Source organism: Pseudoxanthomonas sp. J31 (genome assembly GCF_000510725.1).
GTDB lineage: Bacteria > Pseudomonadota > Gammaproteobacteria > Xanthomonadales > Xanthomonadaceae > Pseudoxanthomonas.
Window position 1 is genome coordinate 69,134 of record NZ_AZNZ01000011.1, and the last position, 24,171, is coordinate 93,304.

General features: G+C 70.8%; 26 protein-coding genes and 1 other RNA gene. 9 read left to right on the plus strand and 18 right to left on the minus strand.

Going from position 1 to position 24,171, the window contains the following annotated elements:
• Positions 1-17 precede the first annotated feature (17 nt).
• Entirely contained in the window at positions 18-1,754 is a 1,737-nt protein-coding gene (gene recN, locus PSEJ31_RS0112240) for a DNA repair protein RecN (protein ID WP_028915613.1), read from the plus strand.
• A gap of 57 nt (positions 1,755-1,811) precedes the next feature.
• Here recN and fur read toward each other — a convergent pair whose 3' ends face one another.
• Positions 1,812-2,219: a ferric iron uptake transcriptional regulator gene (fur, locus tag PSEJ31_RS0112245; RefSeq protein WP_019399498.1), complete on the minus strand. Its 408-nt coding sequence runs from the start codon at positions 2,217-2,219 to the stop codon at positions 1,812-1,814.
• Between the two features lie 117 nt (positions 2,220-2,336).
• Between fur and bamE the strand changes: the two genes are divergently transcribed.
• Positions 2,337-2,735 (plus strand): outer membrane protein assembly factor BamE, encoded by a 399-nt coding sequence (bamE, locus tag PSEJ31_RS0112250; RefSeq protein WP_186828159.1) that lies wholly within the window; start codon positions 2,337-2,339, stop codon positions 2,733-2,735.
• A gap of 2 nt (positions 2,736-2,737) precedes the next feature.
• On the opposite strand, the gene PSEJ31_RS0112255 is transcribed toward bamE, so the two are convergent.
• The gene (locus PSEJ31_RS0112255) at positions 2,738-3,010 is read right to left on the minus strand and encodes an RnfH family protein (RefSeq protein WP_026010713.1); all 273 of its coding nucleotides are present in this window, start codon (positions 3,008-3,010) and stop codon (positions 2,738-2,740) included.
• On the minus strand, positions 3,007-3,435 hold the full coding sequence (locus PSEJ31_RS0112260) for a type II toxin-antitoxin system RatA family toxin (RefSeq protein WP_028915615.1): 429 nt from the start codon (positions 3,433-3,435) through the stop codon (positions 3,007-3,009). The genes PSEJ31_RS0112255 and PSEJ31_RS0112260 overlap by 4 nt, the downstream gene beginning before the upstream one ends.
• A 47-nt stretch (positions 3,436-3,482) precedes the next feature.
• Here PSEJ31_RS0112260 and smpB point away from each other — a divergent pair, with 47 nt between their 5' ends.
• Positions 3,483-3,998: an SsrA-binding protein SmpB gene (gene smpB / locus PSEJ31_RS0112265; RefSeq protein WP_019399494.1), complete on the plus strand. Its 516-nt coding sequence runs from the start codon at positions 3,483-3,485 to the stop codon at positions 3,996-3,998.
• Positions 3,999-4,037: 39 nt separating this feature from the next.
• On the opposite strand, the gene PSEJ31_RS0112270 is transcribed toward smpB, so the two are convergent.
• Positions 4,038-4,949 (minus strand): LysR family transcriptional regulator, encoded by a 912-nt coding sequence (locus tag PSEJ31_RS0112270; protein WP_028915616.1) that lies wholly within the window; start codon positions 4,947-4,949, stop codon positions 4,038-4,040.
• A 97-nt stretch (positions 4,950-5,046) separates the two neighbouring features.
• Here PSEJ31_RS0112270 and PSEJ31_RS0112275 point away from each other — a divergent pair, with 97 nt between their 5' ends.
• Positions 5,047-6,129, plus strand: coding sequence for an efflux RND transporter periplasmic adaptor subunit (locus PSEJ31_RS0112275; RefSeq protein WP_019399492.1), 1,083 nt, complete (start codon positions 5,047-5,049; stop codon positions 6,127-6,129).
• Entirely contained in the window at positions 6,119-7,156 is a 1,038-nt protein-coding gene (locus PSEJ31_RS0112280) for a DUF2955 domain-containing protein (RefSeq protein WP_083852453.1), read from the plus strand. Before PSEJ31_RS0112275 ends, PSEJ31_RS0112280 begins: the two co-directional genes overlap by 11 nt.
• Before the next feature lie 62 nt (positions 7,157-7,218).
• Here PSEJ31_RS0112280 and ssrA read toward each other — a convergent pair.
• Positions 7,219-7,573: a transfer-messenger RNA gene (gene ssrA, locus PSEJ31_RS16595) on the minus strand.
• A gap of 148 nt (positions 7,574-7,721) precedes the next feature.
• Between ssrA and PSEJ31_RS0112285 the strand changes: the two genes are divergently transcribed.
• Positions 7,722-8,375: a UdgX family uracil-DNA binding protein gene (locus PSEJ31_RS0112285; RefSeq protein ID WP_051403736.1), complete on the plus strand. Its 654-nt coding sequence runs from the start codon at positions 7,722-7,724 to the stop codon at positions 8,373-8,375.
• 95 nt (positions 8,376-8,470) lie between these two features.
• Complete coding sequence (locus tag PSEJ31_RS0112290; protein WP_028915618.1) at positions 8,471-8,707, plus strand: hypothetical protein; 237 nt, start codon at positions 8,471-8,473, stop codon at positions 8,705-8,707.
• A 7-nt stretch (positions 8,708-8,714) separates the two neighbouring features.
• On the opposite strand, the gene PSEJ31_RS0112295 is transcribed toward PSEJ31_RS0112290, so the two are convergent.
• From PSEJ31_RS0112295 to PSEJ31_RS0112325, 7 genes are all read right to left on the minus strand, one after another.
• Positions 8,715-9,188: an MgtC/SapB family protein gene (locus PSEJ31_RS0112295; RefSeq protein ID WP_019399488.1), complete on the minus strand. Its 474-nt coding sequence runs from the start codon at positions 9,186-9,188 to the stop codon at positions 8,715-8,717.
• A gap of 46 nt (positions 9,189-9,234) precedes the next feature.
• Positions 9,235-10,677 (minus strand): TolC family protein, encoded by a 1,443-nt coding sequence (locus tag PSEJ31_RS0112300; protein ID WP_019399487.1) that lies wholly within the window; start codon positions 10,675-10,677, stop codon positions 9,235-9,237.
• Positions 10,671-11,405, minus strand: a complete 735-nt coding sequence (locus PSEJ31_RS0112305; protein WP_019399486.1) for an SDR family oxidoreductase — start codon at positions 11,403-11,405, stop codon at positions 10,671-10,673. The genes PSEJ31_RS0112300 and PSEJ31_RS0112305 overlap by 7 nt, the downstream gene beginning before the upstream one ends.
• A 112-nt stretch (positions 11,406-11,517) precedes the next feature.
• Positions 11,518-14,697, minus strand: a complete 3,180-nt coding sequence (locus tag PSEJ31_RS0112310) for a multidrug efflux RND transporter permease subunit (protein ID WP_028915619.1) — start codon at positions 14,695-14,697, stop codon at positions 11,518-11,520.
• Between the two features lie 114 nt (positions 14,698-14,811).
• Positions 14,812-16,014 carry an efflux RND transporter periplasmic adaptor subunit gene (locus PSEJ31_RS0112315; RefSeq protein ID WP_028915620.1) on the minus strand — a complete coding sequence of 401 codons (1,203 nt, stop codon included), beginning with the start codon at positions 16,012-16,014 and terminating at the stop codon, positions 14,812-14,814.
• Positions 16,015-16,073: 59 nt separating this feature from the next.
• Complete coding sequence (locus tag PSEJ31_RS0112320) at positions 16,074-16,871, minus strand: SDR family oxidoreductase (protein ID WP_028915621.1); 798 nt, start codon at positions 16,869-16,871, stop codon at positions 16,074-16,076.
• The gene (locus PSEJ31_RS0112325) at positions 16,868-17,095 is read right to left on the minus strand and encodes a hypothetical protein (RefSeq protein ID WP_019399482.1); all 228 of its coding nucleotides are present in this window, start codon (positions 17,093-17,095) and stop codon (positions 16,868-16,870) included. Before PSEJ31_RS0112325 ends, PSEJ31_RS0112320 begins: the two co-directional genes overlap by 4 nt.
• 136 nt (positions 17,096-17,231) lie before the next feature.
• On the opposite strand from PSEJ31_RS0112325, the gene PSEJ31_RS0112330 reads away from it, so the two are divergent.
• The gene (locus PSEJ31_RS0112330; protein ID WP_028915622.1) at positions 17,232-18,251 is read left to right on the plus strand and encodes a LysR family transcriptional regulator; all 1,020 of its coding nucleotides are present in this window, start codon (positions 17,232-17,234) and stop codon (positions 18,249-18,251) included.
• A 108-nt stretch (positions 18,252-18,359) separates the two neighbouring features.
• On the opposite strand, the gene PSEJ31_RS0112335 is transcribed toward PSEJ31_RS0112330, so the two are convergent.
• From PSEJ31_RS0112335 to PSEJ31_RS0112360, 6 genes are all read right to left on the minus strand, one after another.
• Positions 18,360-19,040 (minus strand): OmpA family protein, encoded by a 681-nt coding sequence (locus tag PSEJ31_RS0112335; RefSeq protein WP_019398974.1) that lies wholly within the window; start codon positions 19,038-19,040, stop codon positions 18,360-18,362.
• A 105-nt stretch (positions 19,041-19,145) separates the two neighbouring features.
• Positions 19,146-20,561: a replicative DNA helicase gene (locus PSEJ31_RS0112340; RefSeq protein WP_019398973.1), complete on the minus strand. Its 1,416-nt coding sequence runs from the start codon at positions 20,559-20,561 to the stop codon at positions 19,146-19,148.
• A 202-nt stretch (positions 20,562-20,763) separates the two neighbouring features.
• Entirely contained in the window at positions 20,764-21,213 is a 450-nt protein-coding gene (gene rplI / locus PSEJ31_RS0112345; protein WP_019398972.1) for a 50S ribosomal protein L9, read from the minus strand.
• A gap of 142 nt (positions 21,214-21,355) precedes the next feature.
• Positions 21,356-21,586 carry a 30S ribosomal protein S18 gene (gene rpsR, locus PSEJ31_RS0112350; protein WP_019398971.1) on the minus strand — a complete coding sequence of 77 codons (231 nt, stop codon included), beginning with the start codon at positions 21,584-21,586 and terminating at the stop codon, positions 21,356-21,358.
• 12 nt (positions 21,587-21,598) lie between these two features.
• Positions 21,599-22,030, minus strand: coding sequence for a 30S ribosomal protein S6 (gene rpsF / locus PSEJ31_RS0112355; RefSeq protein WP_028915623.1), 432 nt, complete (start codon positions 22,028-22,030; stop codon positions 21,599-21,601).
• A gap of 173 nt (positions 22,031-22,203) precedes the next feature.
• Complete coding sequence (locus tag PSEJ31_RS0112360) at positions 22,204-22,536, minus strand: iron-sulfur cluster assembly accessory protein (protein WP_019398969.1); 333 nt, start codon at positions 22,534-22,536, stop codon at positions 22,204-22,206.
• A 168-nt stretch (positions 22,537-22,704) separates the two neighbouring features.
• Between PSEJ31_RS0112360 and asnS the strand changes: the two genes are divergently transcribed.
• Positions 22,705-24,105 (plus strand): asparagine--tRNA ligase, encoded by a 1,401-nt coding sequence (asnS, locus tag PSEJ31_RS0112365; protein ID WP_028915624.1) that lies wholly within the window; start codon positions 22,705-22,707, stop codon positions 24,103-24,105.
• Positions 24,106-24,171 lie beyond the last annotated feature (66 nt).

A 24,171-nucleotide genomic window follows, 5' to 3' on the forward strand; every position in this document is an offset into this window, starting at 1 on the left:
ACCCCTACAATGTGACCATGCTGACCCATCTCGCCCTGAAGGATTTCGCCGTCGTCCGCGCCACGGAACTGGAGTTCGGACCCGGCATGACCGTGATCTCCGGCGAAACCGGCGCCGGCAAGTCGCTGCTGGTGGACGCCCTGGGGTTCCTGTCCGGACTGCGCGCCGACAGCGGCGTGGTCCGCCACGGCAGCGAGCGCGCCGAGCTGGCGGCCGGCTTCGACCTGTCCGGCAACCCCGCCGCGCGGCAGTGGCTGCGCGAACAGGAGCTGGACGAGGACGACGAGCAGTGCCAGCTGCGCCGGGTGATCCGCGCCGACGGCGGCTCGCGGGCCTGGATCAACGGCCGCCCGGTGACCCTGGCACAGCTGGCCGAACTGGCCGGGCTGCTGGTGGAGATCCACGGCCAGCACGAGCACCAGTCCCTGCTCTCGCGCGCCAGCCAGCTGGCACTGCTGGACGCCCATGCCCGCAACGAGGCCGAGCGCGCCGCCGTGCGCGCGGCGGCCGTGGCCTGGCAGGCGCTGCTGGACGAGCGCGCGGACCTGCAGTCGCGCGGCGACGTCGGCGACCGCATCGGCTGGCTGGAGCACCAGCTGGCCGAGCTGGAACGCGAGGACCTGGACCCGGCCGCGCTCGAGGCGCTGGACCAGGCCCACCGCCGCCAGGCCAATGCCGCCGGGCTGATCGCCGCCTGCGAAGAGGCGCTGGCCCGGATCGACGGCGACGAAGGCCCCTCGCTCACCGGCCTGCTGCAGCAGGCGCGCAGCGGCCTGGCCCGCGCCGCTGGCGACGAGCCCCGCCTGGGCGAGGTCGACAGCCTGCTGGAAGGCGCGGCGGTGCAGCTGGAAGAAGCGCTGGCCCTGCTCGGCCGGATCCGCGACGACCTGGACCTTGACCCGGACCGCTTCGAGGAACTGGAACGCCGCCTCACCCGGGTCCACGACCTGGCGCGCAAGCACCGCCTGCCAGTGGCCGAGCTGGCCGCGCACCGCGACGCGATCGCCGCCGAGCTGGAACTGCTGCGCGGCGCCGGCGACCGCCTGCTGCAGCTGGATGCGGAGATCGCCAAGGCCAGCGCCCGCTGGCAGGAAGCCGCGGCGGCGCTGGGCGCCACCCGTCGTGCCGCCGGCGAGGCCCTGGCCGCGGCCACCACGGCGCTGATCGACGAGCTGGGCATGGGCGGCGGCCGTTTCCTGGTCGAACTGGAACCGGTGGCCGACGCCGGTTCGCGCCCGGACCCGAACGGCGCCGAGCGGGTCGAGTTCCTGGTCGCGGCCAATGCCGGGCAGCCGCCGCGTCCGCTGCGCAAGGTCGCCTCCGGTGGCGAGCTGTCGCGCATCTCTTTGGCGATCGAGGTCGCCGCGCTGGGTTCGGACGCGGTCCCGACCATGGTGTTCGACGAAGTCGACTCGGGCATCGGCGGCGCGGTGGCCGAGATCGTCGGCCGCAAGCTGCGCGCCCTGGGCCGCTCACGCCAAGTATTGTGCGTGACCCACCAGCCGCAGGTCGCGGCCCAGGGCCATGCCCACTACCGGGTCAGCAAGGCGCCGGTGGAAGGCATCACCCGCAGCTCGGTCGAGCGCCTGGACGGCGAAGGCCGGCTGGCCGAGGTGGCGCGCATGCTGGGCGGCGTCGAGGTCGGCCCGGAAGCGTATGCCGCGGCGCGGCGCCTGCTGGAGGAGGCGGTGGCCGCGGACGCCACTGCAACCGCGCCGAAGCGGACGCGCCAGCGCGCCACCGCCGCCGGCTGAGGCCATGCATGGAAACGGCGCCGCAAGGCGCCGTTTCCGCATCGGGCACCGGGAGGATCAGCGGCGCGGCTTGCGCACGTACAGGACCAGCGAGTGGTCCTCCAGCTCGTAGCCGTGCCTGGCCGCGATCTGGCGCTGCAGCTCCTCGATCTCCGCGCTCTCGAACTCGATGATCTTGCCGGTATCCAGGTCGACCATGTGGTCGTGGTGGCCGCCGCGGTCCAGTTCGTAGATCGCCTGCCCGCCCTCGAAGTTGTGCTTGATCACCAGGCCGGCGGCCTCGAACTGGGTCAGCACCCGGTACACGGTGGCCAGTCCGATCTCGTCGCCCTGCTCCAGCAGGCGGCGGTAGATGTCCTCGGCGGTCAGGTGGTGCTGGGGCTGCTTTTCCTCCAACAGCTCGAGGATGCGCATCCGCGGATGGGTCACCTTGAGGCCCACGCGGCGAAGGTCGTTGGATTCCATTGGCCCTAGCTCCATTCACTACCGGTTTACCGCCGGCGGGCCGGCGACGGGCCGTTCGGCGCGCCGGGAGTGTATCATCGGCCCATTCTCCACCCCCGCGTAGACGCAATGCCAAGCCTGTCCCGCCTGCTGCTGATCGCTCCCGCCTGCCTGGCCCTCGCCGGTTGCGGCATCCTGTACAAGCAGCCGATCTACCAGGGCAACCTGATGGAAAAGGAGGCGGTGGACCAGCTGCGCCCGGGCCTGAGCAAGCAGCAGGTCGCCGGCCTGCTCGGCACCCCCTCGCTGGCCGATCCCTTCCACCACCAGCGCTGGGACTACGCCGCCAGCGAGCGCACCGACCGCCAGGGCAACGTGGAGATCAAGACCCTGACGCTGCACTTCGAGAACGACACCCTGGTGCGCTGGGAAGGCGAGTACTTCCCCGAGCAGGACCTGGAGCTGGCGCGCAAGTCGCTGCGCCAATTCGGCCCGAACATCCCCAAGGACAAGGACAAGGACAAGCGCCGCCGCTGAGGCTAGCGTCCGCCGCGCTGCGCGCCCGCCCGGCGCCGGCGCGCTTCCTTCGGGTCCAGCAGCAACGGCCTGAGCAGTTCCACCCGGTCGCCGTCGCGCAGCGGCGTCTCCGGCCGCGCCGCCGCCCCGAACACCGCATAGCCGGCCACCTCGCCTTCGTGGCCCAGCGCCGCCGCGCGCACCGCGTCGGCCACGCTCGCGCCCTCCCGCAGTTCCAGCTCGCGCTGCTCGAAGCGGTGCGGCCAGGCGATGACGACCTGCACCCGCATCCTCAGGCCTCGCGGTCGGCCACGCGCACGAAGTCGTCGACCATGCGGTCGGCCAGGCCCTGGAAGCCCAGCGCGAACACCGGCCCCAGCAGGCGCGAGGCCGGCTCGAACTCCAGGGTCAGGCTGACCTTGCACGCCGCTTCGTCCAGGGCCTGGAAGGTCCACACGCCGTGGAGCTTGCGGAACGGGCCGTCGCGCAGCTGCATGTCGATCCGGTGCGGCCGCTCCAGCCGGTTCTCGGTGGTGAACCAGGTGCGCAGCGAGCCCAGGCCCAGGTCCAGGCGGGCGACCATGCGGTCCTCGCCCTGCTCCAGGACCTGCGCCTGCTCGCACCACGCGAAACGACGCGGATAGGCGGCCACGTCGTTGACCAGGTCGAACATGCGGGCCGCCGTATGGCCGACCAGGGCACTGCGGGTGATGCTTGGCATTTGGACCGGGGCGTCTGCGGCCGCCCGATTTGGGCGACAATGGATGGATGAGCAAGAAAGCGCCCAATGATAAGGCAAAGGCCAAGTCCAAGGCCGAGCCGGCCAACCGCACCATCGCCCTCAACAAGCGCGCCCGCTTCGAATACCACCTGGTGGAACGGTTCGAGGCCGGCCTGGCGCTGCAGGGCTGGGAGGTCAAGGCGATCCGCGCCGGCCGCGCCAACCTCACCGACGGCTACGCCTACGTGCAGGACGGCGAGATCTACCTGATCGGCGCGCAGATCACGCCGCTGATCCAGGCCTCCACCCACGTGGTGGCCAACGACCGCCGCACGCGCAAGCTGCTGCTGCACCGGCACGAGATCGACAAGCTGATCGGGCGGGTCGAGCGCGACGGCTACACCATCGTGCCCACCGCCATGTACTGGAGCGGCAACAAGGTCAAGCTCGAGATCGCCCTGGCCAAGGGCAAGAAGGAGCACGACAAGCGCGATACCGCGCGCGACCGCGACTGGCAGCGCGAGAAGCAGCGCGCCCTGCGCCGCCACAACAAGGACGCCTGAGCCGCCGCGCGGGCCGGCCGCCGGCGGCGCCGGCCCGGCTCAGGTGCCGGCCTGCAGCTTCTCGGCGATGAAGTCGAGGAACAGCCGCATCCGCTGCGGCAGGTGGGCGCGCGAGGCGTAGACCGCGTACAGGTTGATCTGGTCGCATTCGAAGGCCTGCAGCGGGCGCACCAGGCGCCCCGCGCGGAGGTCGCTTTCCACGTCCCACAGGGCCTTGTATGCAACGGCGCGTCCCGCCAGCGCCCACTGGTGGACGACCTCGGCGTTGTTCGAAAGCAACGTTCCACCGACGCGGATTTCCCGCAGCTGGCCTCCCTCCCGGTACAGCCAGCGGTCGAACACCCGGCGGCCGCGCACCAGGCGCGCGCAGTCGTGTTGCAGCAGGTCCTCGGGCCTGCGGATCGGCGCGTGCCGCTCCAGGTATTGCGGCGAGACCACCGTCACCCGCTGGCTGCGCAGCAGCGTGCGCGTGACCAGGTTGCCGTCGTTGGGCAGGTCCAGCAGCAGGCCGATGTCGATCTCTTCCTCGACGATGTCGACGTGGGCGTCGTTGAGGAAAAGCTCGATGCTGATCCGGGGATAGCGCGCGGTGAACTCCGCCACCAGCGGCGCGACGCGGTTCCTGCCGATTTCCAGCGGCGCACAGATGCGCATGTGCCCGCGCGGGTCCCTGGCGCGCTCGGTGAGCTGGGCCTCGGCGGCGTCGAGCTCGCGCAGGATCGCCTCGGCGCGCTCGAGCAGGAAACTGCCTTCCTCGGTCAGGGTGAAGCGGCGCGGACCGCGCTCGATCAGGCGCACGCCCAGCCGCTGTTCCAGCGCCGCCAGGCGGCGGCTTACGACCGGCAGCGAGCTCTGCAGGCGCCGCGCGGCCTCCGAAAGGCTGCCCGCCGCGGCGATGCGCACGAACAGCCTGAGGTCGCCAAAAGCATCGGTCGCGCGCCAGCCTTCCATTTTCCGCAAGGCTATCTTCCTTTTTTTTCCCCTACAAGGCGCCAGGGGCGGCCACCACAATTGCGCCGGATCCAACGGAATACCGAGCGTTTCAACCATGGCCGACCAGACTTCACGCCCCGAGCCGACCCCCGAGCAACGCTTCCGCCGGAGCGTCTACATCGCCACGGCGATTGGGGTCCTGCTGCTGCTTTACGTGGTCGTCGCCGACCAGTTCATGCCCCTGACCCCGGAGTCGCGGGTGCTCTACGACACCACCCGGATCGCGCCGGAAGTGCCCGGCACGGTGGTCCGGGTGAACGTCGCCAACGGCCAGGCGGTGAAGGCCGGGCAGGTGCTGTTCGAGATCGATTCCACCCGCTACGAGCTGGCGGTGCGGTCCGCCAAGCTGGCCCTGGAGGAAACCGAGCGGACCATCCGCCAGCGCGACGCCGACATCGCCGCGGCGCGCGCGGCCGTGGCCAGCGCCAGGGCGGTGGCGGACGACGCGGTGCGCCAGGCCAGGCGGCAGGTCGCCCTGGCCGAGCAGCGCGTGGTGCCGGCCAGCGCCGCCGAGGCGGCCGTCGCCAGGCGCGACGAAAGCCTGGCCGCGCTGCGGGCGGCCGAGGCGCGGCTGCAGGCGGTGCTGGTACAGCGCGGCGAGCAGGGCCCGGACAACCTGTACCTGCGGGAAGCGAAGAACAACCTGGCCATCGCCCAGCGCGACCTCGAGCACACCCGCATCGTGGCGCTGGAGGACGGCATCGTCACCAACATGCGGTTGCGCCCCGGCAACTACGTGCCGGCCGGCACGCCGGTGCTGGCGCTGGTGGGGCTCAAGCCCACCATCACCGCCGATTTCCGCGAGAAGGCGCTGAACCGGGTCAACCCGGGCGACCCGGCCATCGTCAGCCTCGATGCGCTGCCCGGGCGCGTGTTTGTCGGCCGGGTGGTCTCGGTGGACGCGGGCATCGCCCAGGGACAGCTCAACCCGGATGGCTCGCTGGTGGAGACCGTGGAGACCGACCGCTGGATCCGGCGCGCGCAGCGCGTGCGGGTGAACGTGCAGCTGGAGGATCCACCGCAGCTGGTCAGCGGCTCGCGCGCCACGGTGCAGCTGGTGCCGCACAGCTCGACCATCGCCCGCGTCTTCGCGGAAGCCCAGATCCGCCTGCTGGCCGCGCTGCGCTATGTCTACTAACCCTGCCCAGGTGCTGACCGCCAACGACTGGCGCCAGGCCTGCCGCATGGCCTTCGGTGGCTTCGTCGGCTGGGCGCTGGCGACCCTGCTGTCCCTGCCCTACGCGGCCTATTACGCGGTCTACCCGCTGGTACTGCTCGGCCTGTCCCCGGTCTACGACCGGCACGTGGCGCTGCAGTTCATCGCCAGCGCACCGACCGGGATGATCGCCGCCAGCCTCATGATCGGCGTGTTCTCCACCCACCCGGTGGTGATGACCGCGATCTACCTGGGCTACGCCCTGTTCTGCTTCGCGGTCATGACCAGCCCGCGCAAGCTGTTCATGTACGGCGCCATGTGCCTGGCGGTGTGCAGCGGCCTGGTCCACTACGGCAGCTACCCGGAGATGGCGTGGCAGCAGCTGTTCTGGGCCATCGCCGGTTCGCTGGCCTGCAGCGTGGTCCTGTACGTGCTCTCGTTCGCCCTGTTCCCGGACGTGGAGCCGCGCGCCCCGCGCATCCCGCCGAAGCGCACCCCGACCCAGCGCCGCCACCTCGTCCTGCTGTGCGCGCTGGGCGCGACCGGCTCGTTCGCGTTCTTCCAGCTGGTCGAGATGAGCGATTCGCTGAGCGCGCAGATGGCCACGGTGCTGATCCTGCTGGGCCTGACCCACGAGGGCATCTGGAGCTTCGGGCGCACCCGCATCGTGGGCTCGGTCATAGGCTCGATCCACGCCTCGGTGACGCAGCTGCTGATCACCCACTACTCCAGCTTCTGGCCCCTCACCGCGAGCGCCCTGCTGGCCGGGCTGCTGTGGTTCAGCGCCAGCCACACCCGCGACAAGTCCGGTTCGATGACGGGTTTCTCGGCGGTCACGGCGCTGGCGATCCTGTTCGGCCTGCTCAGCCCCACCGACGACCTGATCGGCAACTCCCTCTATCGCGGCGTCTCGGTGGTGATCTCGGTCTCGGCGATGCTGGTGTTCATCTCGCTGCTGCACTACGCGCTCAACCGCTTCCCCTCGACCCGCTGGGAAACCCCGGCCTGATCGCGCCGGCCACCGCGCGGGCAAGAAAAAACCCCAGCCCGCGGGGGCTGGGGTTTCGTCATTGGTGGAGGTGGGCGGAGTTGAACCGCCGTCCGAAGGCACTCCATCTCCGGCACTACATGCTTAGCCCGCCGTTGGATCTCGTCCCGTTGCAGCACGGCGTGCGAAGCGCGCCCCGGGACCAGCCTGTTTTGTTTTGACCATCAGCTGACAGGCAGCCGCCGATGGCGATCCCGTGATGATGACCCTACATCCACGAGCACGGGCACAAGTGGGTTCGGGGCTAGGCCTTAGGCGGCCAGAGCGTAGTTGTCGTCGTTGGCAACTATGAGTTTTGCCGCTGGATTAACGAGGAAAGCTGCCCCCTCGGCATGCGCCAGTCGACTTCGCAACCCCCGTCGAAACCAGGACACCCCCGGGAACTTCGGGCGAGCTTCATCGCCAGACGGTAGCCAGTGTAGGGACGCCGGCGGCGCCAGACAAGGCGTGCGTGGCCGCAGGCGCGGCCGCGGTTCATGCGCCGGCGTTCACCCGGCGCGCGCGATGCCTGCCCTAGCCTGCGGCCATGCCGCGGCCAGACGATCCCGTGCGCGGCGCGCCGCGGCTGGCGCGCCCGGTGGACGACGTACCGGAAGGCAGCCTGTCCGCGCTGCGCCGCCAGGCCGCCGGATGCCGGCGCTGCCCGCTGTGGCGTCCGGCCAACAGGACCGTGTTTGGCGCCGGGCCGGCGGGCGCACGCACCCTGCTGGTGGGCGAGCAGCCCGGCGACCGCGAGGACCTGGAGGGCAAACCCTTCGTCGGCCCGGCGGGGCAGCTGCTGCGCCGGGCGCTGGCCGAGGCCGGGCTCGAGCCAGCGTCCCTGTACCTGACCAACACGGTCAAGCACTTCAAGTTCCAGCCGCGCGGCAAGCGCCGGCTGCACCAGCGCGCCAATGCCGCCGAACAGGCCGTCTGCCGGCCATGGCTGGCTGCCGAGCTGGAGCGGGTGGATCCGGACGTGGTCGCCGCGCTGGGCGCGATGGCCGCAAACGCCGTGTTCGGGACGGCGTTCCGGCTCACCCGCCAGCGCGGGCAGTGGCAACGCATCGGCCCGCACACCCACGCGCTGGCGACCTGGCATCCCTCCGCCATCCTGCGCATGCGCGGCCCGGAGCGCGAGCGCGCGTACGCGCAGCTGCTGGAGGACCTCCGCCGCCTGCGGGAGCCGCCCGCGGGCTGATGGGATCGCCTGGATTGCAGCGCTTTCCGCAGCCCTCGCCCCGCGTTCACGGCGCCGGCGCTGCAATGCCCGCTTCCAACCTGCGGAGGTGCCCCATGGCCCGGTGCGACGTATGCGGCAACGACTACGACAAGGCTTTCCGGATCACCCTGGCCGACGGCAGCAGCGGCACCTACGATTCCTTCGAGTGCGCCATCCACGCGGTCGCGCCGACCTGCGAGCACTGCGGATGCCGGATCATCGGCCACGGCGCCGAGAGCGGCGGGCGCTTCTTCTGCTGCGCGCACTGCGCCTCGCACGCCGGGGTCGAAGGCATCGAGGACCGCGCCTGAGCGGCGCCTATTCCTCCGGCCCGTCCTCCGGCGGCAGCAGCCGGCGCCGCTCGAACCAGCGCAACACGGTCAGCACCGCCAGCGTCAGCAAGGCGATCGCCAGGCCAAGGGCCAGGTAGCCGAAGCCGACGGTGATGCCGATCGCCGCCACCGTCAGCAGCGAGGCGGCGGTGGTGATGCCCTGCACGCCGTCGCCCTTGCGGCTGGCGAAGATGGTGCCGGCGCCTATGAACGAAACGCCGGCAACCACCGCTTCGACCAGGCGCAGCGGGTCGATGCGCAGGCCGGTGCCGGCATAGTGGTCGTCTTCCAGCACCATCCGGCCCAGGCCCAGCAGCAAGGCCGAGGTGCCGGCGACCAGCATGTGGGTGCGGAACCCGGCCGGGCGGTTCTTCAGTTCGCGCTCGAAGCCGATGGCGCCTCCCAGCGCCATCGCGTAGACCACGGCCGGCAATACCCGCAGCTGCTCGATCCAGTCCATGGACGCAGCGTGCCCACGCCTCCCGCCATGCATCGTGAAGGCCGGCTCAGTTGCCCAGCGGCGGCACCCATTGCGCGGCGGCCACGCCCTGCCCCGCCGGCGGCTCGCCGGCGCGGGCATGGGTGCCGCCGAGGGCCTTGTACACGGCCACCGCGGCGATGTTGACCGCGGCCTCGGCCTCGGCCAGGGCGTCGTCGGCCGCCAGCTGGGTGCGCTGGGCGTCCAGCAGGGTCAGGAAGTCGATGCCGCCCTCGCGGTAGCCGACCGCCGCCAGGCGCTCGGCCTCGCGCGCCGCCTCGGCCTGCTGGACCACGATGCGCAGGCGCTCCTGCCGGCGCGCGTAGTCCTGCAATGCGTTCTCCGCATCCTCCAGCGCGGCGAGCACCGCCATCTCGTACTGCACCGCGGCCGCGTCGGCCCCGGCCTCGGCCGCGCGCAGGCGCGCGCGCACGCTGCCAAGGTCGAGCGCGGCCCAGCTGATCGCCGGGCTCACCGACCAGGCCTCGTTGCGGCCGGCGACCAGCGAGGAGAAATCGCCGGAGAGGAAGCCGGCAAAGCCGCGGATGCTGATCCGCGGGAACAGGTCCGCGGTGGCCACGCCCACGCGTGCGGTGGCCGAGGCCAGGCGCCGTTCGGCGGCGCGTACGTCCGGGCGGCTGCGCAGCAGGTCGCGCACGTCGCCCAGCGGCAGGGCGCGGGCGAAGGCCGGCACCGGCTTCGGCGCCAGCAGTTCGTCCAGCGCGCCCGGCTGCAGGCCCTGCAGCACGGCCAGGCGGTAGCGCGCGGTGGCCTCGATCGAGCGCAGCAGCGGGATGTCGGCTTCGATCGCCTTCAGCTGCGCGCGGCTGCTGTGCACGTCCAGGGCGCTGCCGGCGCCCAGCGCCTCGCGGGTCTCGGTCAGGCGCTGGGTCTGGTCGAGGTTGCGCAGGGTCTGTTCGGCCACCTCGATCCGCTTCTGGGTGCCGCGCAGCAGGAAGTAGTTGCGCGCCACCTCGGCGGCGATGCTGACCTGCACGTCCTCCAGCCCCGCCTGCTCGGCCTGCAGGTCGGCGCGCGCCGCCTCGGCGCCGCGCCGCAGGCGGCCGAACAGGTCCAGCTCCCAGGCTGCGTCGAAGCCCAGGCTGTAGACCTCGTCGATGCCGCCGCCGGCGGCGTCCGGCTGGCGCGTGCGTTCGCCGGTGGCCGCCACGCCCACGTGCGGCCACGGGTCGAGGCGGCGTTCGCTGAATACCGCGCGCGCGGCCCGTACCCGGGTCGCGGCCAGGCGCATGTCGGGATTGGCCAGCAATGCGTCGCCGACCAGCTTCTCCAGCACCGGGTCGTCGAATTGCGCCCACCATTGCGCAACCGCGACGCCGGGGGCGAAGGCTTCCTCCGCGGCATTGCGCAAGGTCACCTCCGGCGGTACCGGCGCGCGGTAGTCGGGGCCGGCGGCGCAGGCCGCCAGCACGGCGGTGGCCACGGCCAGGCAGAGGGTCCGGATCACCACGGCAGTTCCTCCTCGAAGTGGAAGAAGCGGCCGTTGGGCGCGTCCTCGCCGGCCAGCGCCAGCCGCACGCTGGTGCGGGCGCCGTCCGGGATGTCCAGCTCGCCCTCGCCCTTGTTCATGTCGGTGCGCACGTAGCCGGGATGGACGGCGTTGACGCGCACCTTGCTGTCGCGCAGTTCCCAGGCCAGCTGCACGGTCCAGGCGTTGAGCGCGCTCTTGGACACGTTGTAGGCGGGAAGCTTGAAGTCGTAGATCGGCGAGGCCGGGTCGCCGTGCAGCGCCAGCGAACCCAGGATGCTGGAAACGTTGACGATGCGCCCGGCAGGCGCGGCGTGCAGCAGCGGCAGGAACGCCCGGGTCACCTCGACCACCCCGAACAGGTTGGTCTCGAAGGTGGTGCGCCAGGTTTCCGCGGACTGTTCGGACGGCTTGATGCCGAGCCGGTCCAGCAGCACGCCGGCGTTGTTGACCAGGATGTCCAGGCGGCCGTGGCGGCGCTGCACCTCTGCGACGGCCTGGCGGATGCTCCCGCCGTCGGTGACGTCGAGCGCGATCGCCTCGACCGGCAGCCCCTGCGCCTGCAGCCCGAGGCTGGCCTCGACCGCGCGCGTGCGGTCGCGCCCGGCCAGCAGGGTGTGCACCCCGGCCTGGGCCAGCTGGCGCACGGTCTCCAGGCCGATGCCGCGGGTGGCGCCGGTCACCAGCGCGATGCGGTTGGAAGCGTTCATGTTGCGGATTCCTCGTTGCGGATGGTGTGGATGGCGTTGCGTGGCTGGCGGAACCGGCGTGGCGGCCGCGGGCGGCCGGGCCACGCCGGATCCGGACATCGCTGTCCCCGGCTCATGCGCGCACCTCGGCGCCTTCGGCCACATCGGCATGCGGCGCGTGCGAGACCAGCGGCCGGTTGGCGAGCTTGCGCAGGGCCACGTAGAACACCGGGGTCAGGAACAGGCCGAACAGGGTCACGCCGAGCATGCCGGCGAACACGGTCACGCCGGTGACCGAGCGCACCTCCGCGCCCGCCCCGCTGGACAGCACCAGCGGCACGGTGCCGGCGATGAACGCCACCGAGGTCATCACGATCGGACGCAGGCGCAGGCGGCAGGCCTCCAGCGCGGCCTCCAGGATGCCCTTGCCCTGCAGCTCCAGTTCGCGGGCGAACTCGACGATCAGGATCGCGTTCTTGCACGCCAGGCCCATCAGCACCACCAGGCCCACCTGCACGAACACGTTGTTGTCGCCGCCGGTCAGCAACACCCCGGCCAGGGCCGAAAGCATGGTCATCGGCACGATCAGGATCACCGCCAGCGGCAGGGTCCAGCTCTCGTACAGCGCGGCCAGCACCAGGAACACCAGCAGCACGGCCAGCGGGAACACCACCAGCGAGGCCTTGCCCTGGGTGGCCTGCTGGTAGCTCAGGTCGCTCCAGTCGATCGCCATGCCCGGCGGCAGGACTTCCCGCGCCAGCCCGGCCACCGTGGCCATGGCCTCGCCCGAGGACAGCACCCGCGGGTCGGCGTCGCCCATCAGGTCTGCGGCCGGGTAGCCGTTGAAGCGGATCACCGGGTCCGGGCCGTAGGCCTGGCGGATGTCGACCATCGAGCCCACCGGCACCATCTCGCCGGCGGCGTTGCGGGTGCGCAGGTTGGCGATGTCGCTGACGTCGTCGCGGAACGGCGCATCGGCCTGGGCGATCACCTGCCAGGTGCGGCCGAACATGTTGAAGTCGTTGACGTAGGCCGACCCCAGGTACACCTGCAGGGTCTCGAACAGCTCGGTCAGCGGCACGCCCTGCGCCTTGGCCTGGACGCGGTCGACCTCGGCCTCCAGCTGCGGCACGTTGGCCTGGTAGCTGGAGATCGGGAAGCCCATGCCGGGCACCTGCGAGACCGCGCCCTGGAAGGCCTGCACCGCGTTCTGCAGCTCGCCGTAGCCCAGGCGGGTGCGGTCCTCGACGAACAGCGACCAGCCCGAACCGTTGCCCAGGCCCTGGATGGCCGGGGGCATGAAGGCGAAGGTGAAGCCGTCCTGGATCGTGGAGAAGCGGCGGTTGAGCTCGGCGGTGATCTCCTCGGCGCTGGCCTTGCGCTCGCCGAACGGCTTGAGGGTGAAGAACACCACGCCATTGTTCGGGGTGTTGGTGAACTGCAGCGGGTTCAGGCCCGGGAACGCCACCTCGTTCTGCACGCCCTCGACCTCGGCCGCCATCGCCGCCATGCGCTTGAGCACCGCGTCGGTGCGCTCGATCGAGGCACCCTCCGGCATCTTCACGCCGGCGATGACGTACAGCTTGTCCTGCACCGGGATGAAGCCGGCCGGCACCGCGTTGAACACCACCCCCGCGCCGACCAGCAGCAACGCGTACACCGCGAACACCGCGCCGCGGCGGCCCAGGGCGCGCGATACCGCGCCCTGGTAGCGCTCGGAACTGGTGTTGAAGAAGCGGTTGAACGGGCGGAACACCCAGCCAAACAGGCGCTCGATGATGCGCGTGGGCCGGTCCTTCTCCGCGTCGTGCGGCCGCAGCAGCTTGGCCGCCAGCGCCGGCGACAGGGTCAGCGAGTTGATCGCCGAGATCACCGTGGAGATGGCGATGGTCACCGCGAACTGCTTGTAGAACTGGCCGGTGACGCCGGTGAGGAAGGCCATCGGCACGAACACCGCGCACAGCACCAGGGCGATGGCGACGATCGGCCCGGACACCTCGCGCATGGCCAGGTGCGCCGCCTGCAGCGGACTGGCGCCCTCCTCGATGTGGCGCTCGACGTTCTCCACCACCACGATCGCGTCGTCGACCACGATGCCGATCGCCAGCACCAGGCCGAACAAGGTCAGGGTGTTGATCGAGTAGCCCAGCACGTACAGCACCGCGAACGTGCCCACCACCGACACCGGCACCGCCAGCAGCGGGATGATCGAGGCGCGCCAGGTCTGCAGGAACAGGATCACCACCAGCACCACCAGGAACACCGCCTCCATCAGGGTGCTGATCACCGACTTGATCGAGTCGCGGACGAAGATCGTGGTGTCGTAGATCGACTGGATCTCCACGCCGGGCGGCAGCCGCGGCCGGATCTCGTCCATCTTGCGCACCACCGCGTCGCGGATCTCCAGGGCGTTGGCGCCCGGCGCCTGGAAGATGCCGATGGCCGCCGCGTTCTTGCCGTCCAGGCGCGCGCGCAGGGTGTAGTCGCCGGCGGCCAGCTCGATGCGGGCCACGTCGGACAGGCGCACGACCTGGCCGTCTTCGCCGTTCTTGAGCACGATGGCGCCGAACTCCTCCACGCTCTCCAGGCGGCCCTTGGCGTTGATCGGCAGCAGGAAGTCGCTGCCGCCGGGCATCGGCTCGGCGCCGATCTGGCCGGCGGAGACCTGCACGTTCTGCTCGCGGATCGCGCGCAGCACGTCGCCGGCGGTCATCTGCCGCGCGGCCACCTTGTCCGGGTCCAGCCAGATGCGCATGGCATAGTCGCCGCCGCCGAACAGCTGGGCCTCGCCCACGCCGGGGATGCGCGCCAGCTCGTCCTTGACGTGCAGGCGCATGTAGTTGCGCAGGTACAGCGAGTCGTAGCGGCCGTCGCTGGAAGTCAGGTGCACGACCATCAGGAACACCGGCGACTGCTTCTGGGTGGTCACGCCCTGGCGGCGCACGTCCTCGGGCAGGCGCGCCTGCGCCTGGGCGACGCGGTTCTGCACGCGCACCGCGGCCTCGTCCGGGTCGGTCCCGGGGCGGAAGGTCACGGTCAGCTGCAGCACGCCGTCGGAACCGGCCACCGACTTGAGGTACATCATGTCCTCGACGCCGTTGATCGCCTCTTCCAGGGGCGTGGCCACCGTCTCGGCGATGACCTTGGGGTTGGCGCCCGGGTAGACGGTGCGGACCACCACCGAGGGTGGCACCACGTCCGGGTATTCGCCGATCGGCAGCAGCGGGATCGAGATCAGGCCAGCGGCGAAGATCACGATCGACAGCACCGCCGCGAAGATCGGCCTGTCGATGAAGAAGCGCGAGAAGTCCATGGGGGTGGTTCCTGGATTCCGGGAAAGAAAGGGCCCGCCCTCCCCTGGGGGAGGGGGATTCGGGGAGGACGGGCGCCTTGGGGGAAGCCGCGCCTTGGGCGCAGGCCGGTCAGGTCATCGCGCCGCCAGGGAGGACGAAGCGGACGCCGGCTCGCCCATGGCAACGGCCTGGGCCTGCACCGGCATGCCGGGGAAGAACACCTTCTGCACGCCCTTGACGATCACCTTGTCGCCGGCCTGCAGGCCCTGTTCGACGATGCGCAGGCCCTCGACCAGGCGGCCGACGACGACGTCGCGCCGCTGCGCCTTGCCCTCCTCGTCGACCACGTACACGTACTTGCGGTCCTGGTCGGTGAGCACGGCCTTGTCGTCCACCAGCGCGGCCTCGAAGCGGCCGCTGCCCGGCAGGCGCACCCGCGCGTACAGGCCGGGGGTGAAGCGGCGGTCGGCGTTGTCGAGCACGGCGCGGGCGCGGATGGTGCCGGTGCTGCGGTCGACCTGGTTGTCGAGGAAGTCGATCGTGCCGCGGTGGGGGAAGCCGTCCTCGTTGGCCAGCGCGACCTGCACCGGCAGCGTGCCCTCGCGCTCGCTGGCGCGCTTGCCGCTGCGGGCCAGCTCGGCGTAGCGCAGGAAGCTGCGCTCGTCGGCGTCGAAGTGCACGTGCACCTTGTCCAGCGACACCACGGTGGTCAGCACGCTGGCGGCATCGCCGGCGCCGACCAGGTTGCCCGCGGTCACCAGCGCCCTGCCGGCGCGTCCGTCGATCGGCGCGCGCACCCGGGTCCATTCCAGGTTGAGCCGCGCCGCGTCCACCGCGGCCTGCGCCGCGGCGAGGTCGGCCTGGGCCTGCTGCGCGGCGGCGCGCCGCTGCTCCCAGGTTTCCACCGAAATGGCCTGTTCGTCGGCCAGGCGACGGGCGCGCTCGGCCTCGCTGCGCGCCACTCCGGCCTGCGCCCGCGCCCGCGCCAGCGCGGCCTCGGCACGCGCCAGCTCGGCGCGGTAGCTGCGGTCGTCGATGGTGAACAGCACGTCGCCCTTCTTCACTTCCTGGCCTTCGCGGAAGTTCACCGATTCGATGTAGCCGGAAACGCGCGGACGCAGCTCGACGCTCTCGACCGCCTCGATGCGGCCGCTGAATTCGTCCCACTGCTGCACCGGGCGCACCGGCACCTCGGCCACGGCCACTTCCGGCGGCGGCATCTGCTCGGCCGCGTGGCCGCCGTCGCAGCCGGCCAGCAGGGTCAGCGCGATCGCGCCGGTGGCGCCGAGCGCCAGCAGGCGTCGGGTCCTGATACGGGGTCGGATCGTCCTGGTCATGGGGGTGTCCTTGTAATCCGTGGGGGAAAGGGGGAGGAACGGTTGGCTGGCGGGCGCGCTCATGCGGCACGTCCCGCGTCGGAGGCGCCTGGGGCGCCGGAAGCCGCGTCGAGCACGCTGGCGAACTCGCGGCCGAGCAGGCCCGGCGGCATGGTGCCGGCGTTGTCGGCGTAGGTGACGATGCAGCGTGCGTCCGGGCTGCTGCGCGCCAGCAGCGAGACCATCGCGCGGCCCACGCCCAGGGCGCTGTGCCAGCCGGGACAGGCCCTGGCGGTGTTCTCGGCGGTCCACACCGGCGCGTCGATCGACAGCATCTGCACGCGCACGCCCAGCGGCTGGGCTTCCTCGTGCAGCACCTGCACCAGCATGCGGGTGGCCGCGATCGCGACCGAGGCATGGCCATAGCCGGCCCAACCGCAGCGCGCATGCGGACCACCGGCCACCAGGTAGCGGTCGCCGCCCCGCTGCTGCAGCAGCGGCAGCAAGTGGCGGGCAGCGGCCAGGTGGGGCAACACTTCCTGTTCCAGGCTGGCCGAAAGCACCGGCACCGCCTGGTCCAGCAGGCGCGAGGCGCGGCGCACGCCGGCGGTGGCATCCACCACCGCGCGCAGGGGCCGCGGCCGCCGCGCGATGCGGCGGGCCAGGTCCTGGGCGGCGCCGTCGTCGGCTACCGAGGCCACCATCACCTCCAGCCCGGGCTCGTCGGCGTGCATCGCCGCCAGGCGCTGCAAGCGGGCCGCGTCGCGCGCCACCGCCAGCACCGGACTGCCCGCCTCCAGCAGCGCGGCGACCACGCCCGAACCGACCCGGCCGCTGGCGCCAAGCACCAGCACCTCGGGAGCGAGCATCCCGTTCATGGGATTTTTTCTCCCATCGCCGGGATAATCCCGCCGGAGCGACCATGCCGGTGCTTGTGCGTGGCCGGCAGCGACAGCCCGCCCTGCTGCAGCCGGCGGGACACGGTGAACTCGCGGAAATGCCCGCGGGGCCTGCTTTCCCCGAGCTTCGGCAGGTGCAAGTCCTTGTCGCCGTTCGGGGCACTGGGCGGAGCAAACAGGATCTTGAGGCGCCGGATCAGCATGGCATCCCTCCTTCGGTGGGCACGGGATGCAAAGCTACGCTTCGAATCAGGACTTGATTAGTCCCGATTTGGGGGAATAATCGTCCCGCAGCAGGTCCAATCCTGCGCGCCCCCTCCCCCCCCCTCGGAATCCCCCATGGCGTACGACCTCAACGACACCCTCGTCTTCGTCAAGGTGGTCGAGCAAGGCAGCTTCATCGCCGCAGCCCGGGCCCTGGGCCTGCCCAAGACCACCGTCAGCCGCAAGGTGCAGGACCTGGAAGCGCGCCTGGGCGCGCAACTCCTGCACCGGACCACGCGCCGGCTCGGCCTCACCGAGGCCGGCAACGTGTACTTCGAGCATTGCCAGCGCATCGCCCAGGAACTGGAGGAAGCCGAAGGCGCGGTCGGCCAGCTGCAGGGCGGCCCGCGCGGCTGGCTGCGCTTCACCGTGCCCTACTCCATCGGCATCGCCTGGATCTCGCCGCTGCTGGGGCAGTTCCACGCGCAGTACCCGGAGATCCGGCTCGACATGCACATGAGCAACGACCCGGTGGACCTGATCGGCAGCGAGATCGACGTGGCCCTGCGCATCGGTCCGCTGCCCGACTCGACCCTGATCGCGCGGCGGCTGGCCGGCTTCCGCACCCAGGTGTTCGCCAGCCCGTCCTACATCGAGCGCCACGGCGAACCGCTGCATCCGGACGAGCTGCAGCACCATCGCATCCTGGCCGTGCGCAAGCACTACCACTCGCACCCGACGCGCATCACCTGGCCGCTGAGCGACGGCAACGGCGTGACCGACTACCCGATCAACCCGCTGATGGTCGCCAACGATCCCTCCGCGCTGATCGGCGCGGTGCTGTGCGGCGAGGGCCTGACCCTGGCCACCGACGTGGCCGCCAAGCCGTACGTGGAAAGCGGCGCTCTGCGCCGCGTGCTGGCGGGCTGGACCGGACCCGAGGTGGACTTCAGCGCGGTGTTCCCGCGCGGCCGGGTGATGTCGCCGAAGGTGCGCGCGTTCGTCGATTTCCTGGTCGAGCGCCTGAGCTCCAACGCCGACTACATGCTGGTCCATTGCCCCTCGCGCTGCGCCGCCGAGGCGGCCAGGGAGGACGGGAAGGAAGAAGCCAGCGTGCGCGAGGGCAAGCGCATCCTCGAGGAAGTGGTGGGCTGAGCCCGGCGCCCGGCGCGGACGCGGCGGTTCCCGGCAACCCCGGCACCGCCGCGCAAAAGGAAAGGGGCCGCTTGCGCGGCCCCTTCGGGTGCGGCATCCGGTCCCGGATCAGGAACGCACCGGCACCAGGGTGATCTCGACCCGGCGGTTGGCCGCGCGGCCGGCCTCGGTGTCGTTGCTGGCGATCGGATAGCGCTTGCCGGCGCCGATGGTGATGAAGCGCTGCGAGTTGATGCCCTGCGCGACCAGGAACTGGGTGACCGCGCTGGCGCGCTGCTCGGACAGGCGCTGGTTGACCTCGTCGCTGCCGATGCTGTCGGTGTGGCCGGCGACCTCGACCACGGTCTTGTCGTACTCCTTGAGCACGTCGGCCACGCTGCTCAGCACCGGGTAGAACTGCGGGTCGAGGTTGGAGCTGTTGAACGCGAAGGTCACGTTGCCCGGCATGTTCAGGGTGATGTTGTCGCCGTTGCGGGTGACGCTCACGCCGGTGCCCTGCAGCTTGGCGCGCAGCGCGGCCTGCTGGCGGTCCTGGTAGGCGCCGACCGCGCCGCCGGCCAGGCCGCCGACGCCGGCGCCGATCAGCGCATGCTGGCGGCGCTCGACCGCGCTGTTGCCGGTCAGCAGGCCGGCGGCGACGCCGATGCCCGCGCCGATCAGCGCGCCCTTGCTGGTGCGGTTCATCTGCTGCTCGCCGGTGTACGGGTTGGTGGTCTGGCAGCCGGCGGCCACGGCCGCGACCAGGGCGGCGGTGCCGAGCAGGGTCAGGGTCTGCTTGCGGATGTTCATGACGGTTCCTTGATGCGTATGGGGCGGCCAGGGCCGCTGCGTGCGGCATCGTATGCCGGGCCCCGTGAACGGACAATGTTCGCCGGGGCCGCTTCCGACGGACGGCTACTCGAACGAACCGACCGCGTCGTTGGCCAGGTTGTCGAAGCGGGTGTACTCGCCGAAGAACTTCAGCTTCACCGAGCCGGTCGGACCGCTTCGGTGCTTGCCGATGATGACCTCGGCCAGGCCCTTGTCCGGCGAGTTTTCCTTGTTGTAGTACTCGTCGCGGTAGATGAACAGGATGATGTCCGCGTCCTGCTCGATGGCGCCGGATTCGCGCAGGTCGGCCATCACCGGGCGCTTGTCGGTGCGCGTTTCCAGCGATCGGTTGAGCTGCGACAGCGCGATCACCGGCACGTTCAGCTCCTTGGCCAGGGCCTTGAGCGAACGGCTGATCTCCGAGATCTCGGTGGCGCGGTTCTCGCTGTTGCCGGGCACCTGCATCAGCTGCAGGTAGTCGATCACCACCAGGCCCAGGCCGTGCTCGCGCTTGAGGCGGCGGCACTTGGAGCGCAGCACGTCCGGCGACAGCGCCGGCGTGTCGTCGATGAAGATCTTGGTCTCCTTGAGCATGCGGATGGCCGCGGTCACCCGGCTCCAGTCCTCGTCCTCCAGCTGGCCGGTGCGCAGGCGCTGGGCGTTGACCCGGCCGTTGGAGGAGATCAGGCGCAGCGCCAGCTGCGCCGCGGACATTTCCATCGAGAACACGGCCACCGCCTTCTTCGACTTGATCGCCGCGTACTCGGCGATGTTCAGCGCGAAGGTGGTCTTGCCCATGGCCGGGCGCGCGGCCAGGATGATCAGGTCGGTCGGCTGCAGGCCGGCGGTGATGTTGTCGAACTCGGTGTAGCCGGTCGGCAGGCCGGTGATGTTGCCGCCGCTCTCGAAGCGCTTCTGCAGCACCTCGAAGGCGTCGCGCAGCGCGGTGTTCAGTCCGGTGAAGTCGCTGCGCCCGCGCGCGCCGGCCTCGGCGATCGCGAACACCTCCTGCTCGGCCCTGGCCAGCAGCTCGGCGCTGTCGCGGCCTTCCGGCTGGAAGGCGTCGTTGACGATCCCGGTGCCGACCTCGATCAGCTGCCGCAGCACCGCCTTGTCGCGCACGATCTCGGCGTAGGCGCGGATGTTGGCCGCCGACGGCGTGGTGGTGGCCAGCTCGACCAGGTAGGCGCCGCCGCCGATCTGCTCCGAATACCCCTGCGAATCGAACCACTCGCCCAGGGTCACCGCGTCGAACGGCTGGTTCTTCTCGGCCAGTTCGCGGATGGCGCGGTAGATCAGCTGGTGGTCGCGGCGGTAGAAGTCCTTCTCGACCAGCACGTCGCCGACGGTGTCGTAGGACTCCGGCGCCAGCATGAGGCCGCCGAGCACCGCCTGCTCGGCCTCCACCGAATGCGGCGGGACGCGCAGCTGCTCGATGCGGCCGTCGCCGCCATCGCGGTCGCGTTCGCGGTCTTTGCGGAAGCCGGGGCGTGCGGACATTCGGTCGGTTCCTCGGGTGGCCGGCGCGGGCGGCGCCCGGCCGGGTGGATCAGGTGAAACGGCTAGCCATCCTATGCGGGGGCCCGGGCCTCCGCCATGGATAACCCTGTGCATAACGCGTGGACATCTCGCCGGGCGAGACGGCCACAAAAGCGAAGGGCGCCTTGCGGCGCCCTCCGTGGGGTCCTGCGGCCGGGGCCAATCAGGCTTCCGGCTCGACCACGACCTTGACCGTGGTCTCGACGTCGGCGTGCAGGGCGACCTGCACCTCGAACTCGCCGACGTGGCGGATCGGGCCCTCGCCCATGATGACCTCGCTCTTCTCCAGCGGCAGGCCGGCGGCGGTGAAGGCCTCGGCGATGTCGCGCGGGCCGACCGAACCGTACAGCTTGCCCTCGGTCGAGGCGTTGGCCTTGACCGTGACGCTGGCGCCTTCCAGCTTGGCCAGGCGGGCCTGGGCCTCGTCCAGCAGCGCCTTGGCCTTGGCCTCGTACTCGGCGCGCTTGGCCTCGAACTCGGCCAGGTTGGCGGCGGTGGCCGGCACGGCCTTGCCCTGCGGGACCAGGTAGTTGCGGCCGTAGCCCGGCTTCACGGTGACCTTGTCACCCAGGTTGCCGAGGTTGACGACCTTCTGCAGAAGGATCAGTTCCATGGTGTTGCTCCTCTATCCGTTAGCCGCGGCATGGGGCGCGGCAACGCGTGCTGTCCGGATCGGACGGTATGGGGTGCAGCCAGGCAGCTGGCGCGGACGCGCCGGGAGCCGCACGCGGGTGCGGCTCCGGCGGGGCCACGCATCAGATGTCGTGGTTGTCGGTGTACGGGATCAGGGCCAGGAAACGGGCGCGCTTGATCGCGGTGGCCAGCTGGCGCTGGTAGCGCGACTTGGTGCCGGTCACGCGGCTCGGGACGATCTTGCCGTTCTCGGTCAGGTACTGGCGCAGGGTGTTGAGATCCTTGTAATCGATCTCCTTGACGCCCTCGGCGGTGAACTTGCAGAACTTGCGGCGGCGGAAGAACTTGGACATGGGATGTGCTCCTTAGGCGGCGGCTTCGGCGTTGTCGCCGTCGGTTTCGGCGGAGGCGGCGTTGCCCTCGCCTTCCTCGTCACGGCGGCGGCGCTCGCCACGCTCGGGCTTGTCGCCCTTCTCATCCTTGCTCTTCATGATCAGCGACTGCTCGGTCTCCGGGCCGTCGCGGCGGATGACCAGGTGGCGCAGGATCGCGTCGTTGAAGCGGAAGGTCTCGACCAGCTCGTCGATGGCGGCCTGGCCGACCTCGGCGTTGAACAGCACGTAGTGGGCCTTGACCAGGTTCTGGATCGGGTAGGCCAGTTGGCGGCGGCCCCAGTCCTCGAGGCGGTGGATGGTGCCACCGGCGTTCTCGATCAGGCCCTTGTAGCGCTCGATCATCGCCGGCACCTGCTCGCTCTGGTCCGGGTGGACCAGGAACACGACTTCGTAATGACGCATTGTGTTTTCCTTGTGGATGCTGCCCTTGCGGGCCTGGCAGCCCCCCGTCGACCTGGCGGAAGCGGTGGGGCAAGGGACCCCGGCGCCTGCGCACAGGCGCGGGGAAGCCGGAAATTATGCCGGCTCATGGACTTGGACGCAATGGGCCGGCCGCGGCGGCCGGCGGTCCGTGCTCAGGCGTGCTCGGTGGTGAAGCTCTCGCCGCAGCCGCACTCGGCCTTGGCGTTGGGATTGCGGAACAGGAAGGCCTCGCCCAGGCCCTGGCGGGCGAAGTCGATCTCGGTGCCGTCCACCAGCGGCAGGCTGGTGGCGTCCACGAAGATGCGCACCCCGTCCTGCTCGAACACGGTATCGCCGTCGCGCTGGTCGCGGGCCAGGTCGGCCACGTGGCCCCAGCCGGAGCAGCCGGTGCGCTCCACGCCGAAGCGCAGCCCCAGCGCCTGCGGGTCGCGCTCCAGGAAGCGGCGGACGCGCTCCAGGGCGGCGGGAGTAAGGGTGACGGCCATGCGGAACCTCCGGAAAACTGCATGCCCATTATAGGCGCCTGCGGCCCGGGCCGCGGCCCGGGGACTGGAACGCAGCGGGCCGGACGGCACGGCGCCTCGCCTGCCACCGCTTGCAACCGCTACACTTCCGCCCTTCCAGTTGGGCTCCACGACACAAGGATTCAAGCCATGACGGTGGTCAGCGTCGAACATGCACTCGCGGGCAAGGTGGCCGCCGGCGGCGAGGTCACGGTACGCGGCTGGGTGCGTACCCGGCGCGATTCCAAGGCGGGACTGAGCTTCGTCAACGTCAGCGACGGCTCCTGCTTCGCCCCGATCCAGGTCGTGGCCCCGGCCACGCTGCCCAACTACGAATCCGAGGTGAAGCACCTGACCACCGGTTGCTCGGTGGTGGCCACCGGCACCCTGGTGCCGTCGCAGGGCCAGGGCCAGAGCTTCGAGATCCAGGCTTCCAGGATCGAGGTCGTCGGCTGGGTCGAGGACCCGCTGACCTACCCGATGCAGCCCAAGCAGCACTCGCTGGAATACCTGCGCGAGTACGCCCACCTGCGCCCGCGCACCAACCTGTTCGGGGCGGTCACCCGCATCCGCCACTGCCTGGCCCAGGCCGTGCACCGCTTCTTCCACGAGCGCGGCTTCTACTGGATCAGCACGCCGATCATCACCACCTCCGACGCCGAGGGCGCCGGCCAGATGTTCCGGGTCTCGACCCTGGACCTGGCCAACCTGCCGCGCACCAAGGACGGCGAGGTCGACTTCTCGCGCGACTTCTTCGGCAAGGAAACCTTCCTGACCGTGTCCGGCCAGCTCAACGTCGAGGCCTACGCCCTGGCGCTGAGCAAGGTCTACACCTTCGGCCCGACCTTCCGCGCCGAGAACTCCAACACCACCCGCCACCTGGCCGAGTTCTGGATGATCGAGCCGGAGGTGGCCTTCGCCGACCTCAACGACGACGCCGACCTGGCCGAGGACTTCCTCAAGTACCTGTTCCGCACCGTGCTGTCCGAACGCGCCGACGACATGGCCTTCATCGCCGAGCGGGTGCAGAAGGACGCGATCACCCGCCTGGAGTCGTTCGTCAACTCGCCGTTCGAGCGCATCGACTACAGCGAAACGATCAAGCTGCTGCAGGCTTCCGGCAGGAAGTTCGACTTCCCGGTCGAATGGGGCCTGGACCTGCAGACCGAGCACGAGCGCTGGCTGACCGAGGAGCACGTCGGCCGCCCGGTGGTGGTGATGAACTACCCCGAGCACATCAAGGCCTTCTACATGCGCCTGAACGACGACGGCAAGACCGTCGCCGCGATGGACGTGCTGGCCCCGGGCATCGGCGAGATCATCGGCGGCTCCCAGCGCGAGGAGCGCCTGGACGTGCTGGACGCGCGCATGGCCCAGTTCGGCCTGGAGGCCGAGCACTACCAGTGGTACCGCGACCTGCGCCGCTACGGCGGCGTGCCGCACGCCGGCTTCGGCCTGGGCTTCGAGCGCCTGGTGGTCTACACCTGCGGCCTGTCCAACATCCGCGACGCCATCGCCTACCCCCGCGCGCCCGGCAACGCCGAGTTCTGATCCGCGTGGCCCGCGCGCTCCCCCGGGGCCAGCGGGCCGCCATCCACCAGTCACGAACCACCAATC

What these genes read in the sequence shown, in the direction of transcription:
- recN (WP_028915613.1), top strand. Translation starts at nt 18, where the DNA reads ATGCTGACCCATCTCGCCCTGAAGGATTTCGCCGTCGTCCGCGCCACG.
- fur (WP_019399498.1), bottom strand. Translation starts at nt 2,219, where the DNA reads ATGGAATCCAACGACCTTCGCCGCGTGGGCCTCAAGGTGACCCATCCG.
- PSEJ31_RS0112260 (WP_028915615.1), bottom strand. Translation starts at nt 3,435, where the DNA reads ATGCCAAGCATCACCCGCAGTGCCCTGGTCGGCCATACGGCGGCCCGC.
- smpB (WP_019399494.1), top strand. Translation starts at nt 3,483, where the DNA reads ATGAGCAAGAAAGCGCCCAATGATAAGGCAAAGGCCAAGTCCAAGGCC.
- PSEJ31_RS0112270 (WP_028915616.1), bottom strand. Translation starts at nt 4,949, where the DNA reads ATGGAAGGCTGGCGCGCGACCGATGCTTTTGGCGACCTCAGGCTGTTC.
- PSEJ31_RS0112275 (WP_019399492.1), top strand. Translation starts at nt 5,047, where the DNA reads ATGGCCGACCAGACTTCACGCCCCGAGCCGACCCCCGAGCAACGCTTC.
- PSEJ31_RS0112280 (WP_083852453.1), top strand. Translation starts at nt 6,119, where the DNA reads ATGTCTACTAACCCTGCCCAGGTGCTGACCGCCAACGACTGGCGCCAG.
- PSEJ31_RS0112285 (WP_051403736.1), top strand. Translation starts at nt 7,722, where the DNA reads ATGCCGCGGCCAGACGATCCCGTGCGCGGCGCGCCGCGGCTGGCGCGC.
- PSEJ31_RS0112290 (WP_028915618.1), top strand. Translation starts at nt 8,471, where the DNA reads ATGGCCCGGTGCGACGTATGCGGCAACGACTACGACAAGGCTTTCCGG.
- PSEJ31_RS0112295 (WP_019399488.1), bottom strand. Translation starts at nt 9,188, where the DNA reads ATGGACTGGATCGAGCAGCTGCGGGTATTGCCGGCCGTGGTCTACGCG.
- PSEJ31_RS0112305 (WP_019399486.1), bottom strand. Translation starts at nt 11,405, where the DNA reads ATGAACGCTTCCAACCGCATCGCGCTGGTGACCGGCGCCACCCGCGGC.
- PSEJ31_RS0112310 (WP_028915619.1), bottom strand. Translation starts at nt 14,697, where the DNA reads ATGGACTTCTCGCGCTTCTTCATCGACAGGCCGATCTTCGCGGCGGTG.
- PSEJ31_RS0112315 (WP_028915620.1), bottom strand. Translation starts at nt 16,014, where the DNA reads ATGACCAGGACGATCCGACCCCGTATCAGGACCCGACGCCTGCTGGCG.
- PSEJ31_RS0112320 (WP_028915621.1), bottom strand. Translation starts at nt 16,871, where the DNA reads ATGAACGGGATGCTCGCTCCCGAGGTGCTGGTGCTTGGCGCCAGCGGC.
- PSEJ31_RS0112325 (WP_019399482.1), bottom strand. Translation starts at nt 17,095, where the DNA reads ATGCTGATCCGGCGCCTCAAGATCCTGTTTGCTCCGCCCAGTGCCCCG.
- PSEJ31_RS0112330 (WP_028915622.1), top strand. Translation starts at nt 17,232, where the DNA reads ATGGCGTACGACCTCAACGACACCCTCGTCTTCGTCAAGGTGGTCGAG.
- PSEJ31_RS0112335 (WP_019398974.1), bottom strand. Translation starts at nt 19,040, where the DNA reads ATGAACATCCGCAAGCAGACCCTGACCCTGCTCGGCACCGCCGCCCTG.
- PSEJ31_RS0112340 (WP_019398973.1), bottom strand. Translation starts at nt 20,561, where the DNA reads ATGTCCGCACGCCCCGGCTTCCGCAAAGACCGCGAACGCGACCGCGAT.
- rplI (WP_019398972.1), bottom strand. Translation starts at nt 21,213, where the DNA reads ATGGAACTGATCCTTCTGCAGAAGGTCGTCAACCTCGGCAACCTGGGT.
- rpsR (WP_019398971.1), bottom strand. Translation starts at nt 21,586, where the DNA reads ATGTCCAAGTTCTTCCGCCGCCGCAAGTTCTGCAAGTTCACCGCCGAG.
- rpsF (WP_028915623.1), bottom strand. Translation starts at nt 22,030, where the DNA reads ATGCGTCATTACGAAGTCGTGTTCCTGGTCCACCCGGACCAGAGCGAG.
- PSEJ31_RS0112360 (WP_019398969.1), bottom strand. Translation starts at nt 22,536, where the DNA reads ATGGCCGTCACCCTTACTCCCGCCGCCCTGGAGCGCGTCCGCCGCTTC.
- asnS (WP_028915624.1), top strand. Translation starts at nt 22,705, where the DNA reads ATGACGGTGGTCAGCGTCGAACATGCACTCGCGGGCAAGGTGGCCGCC.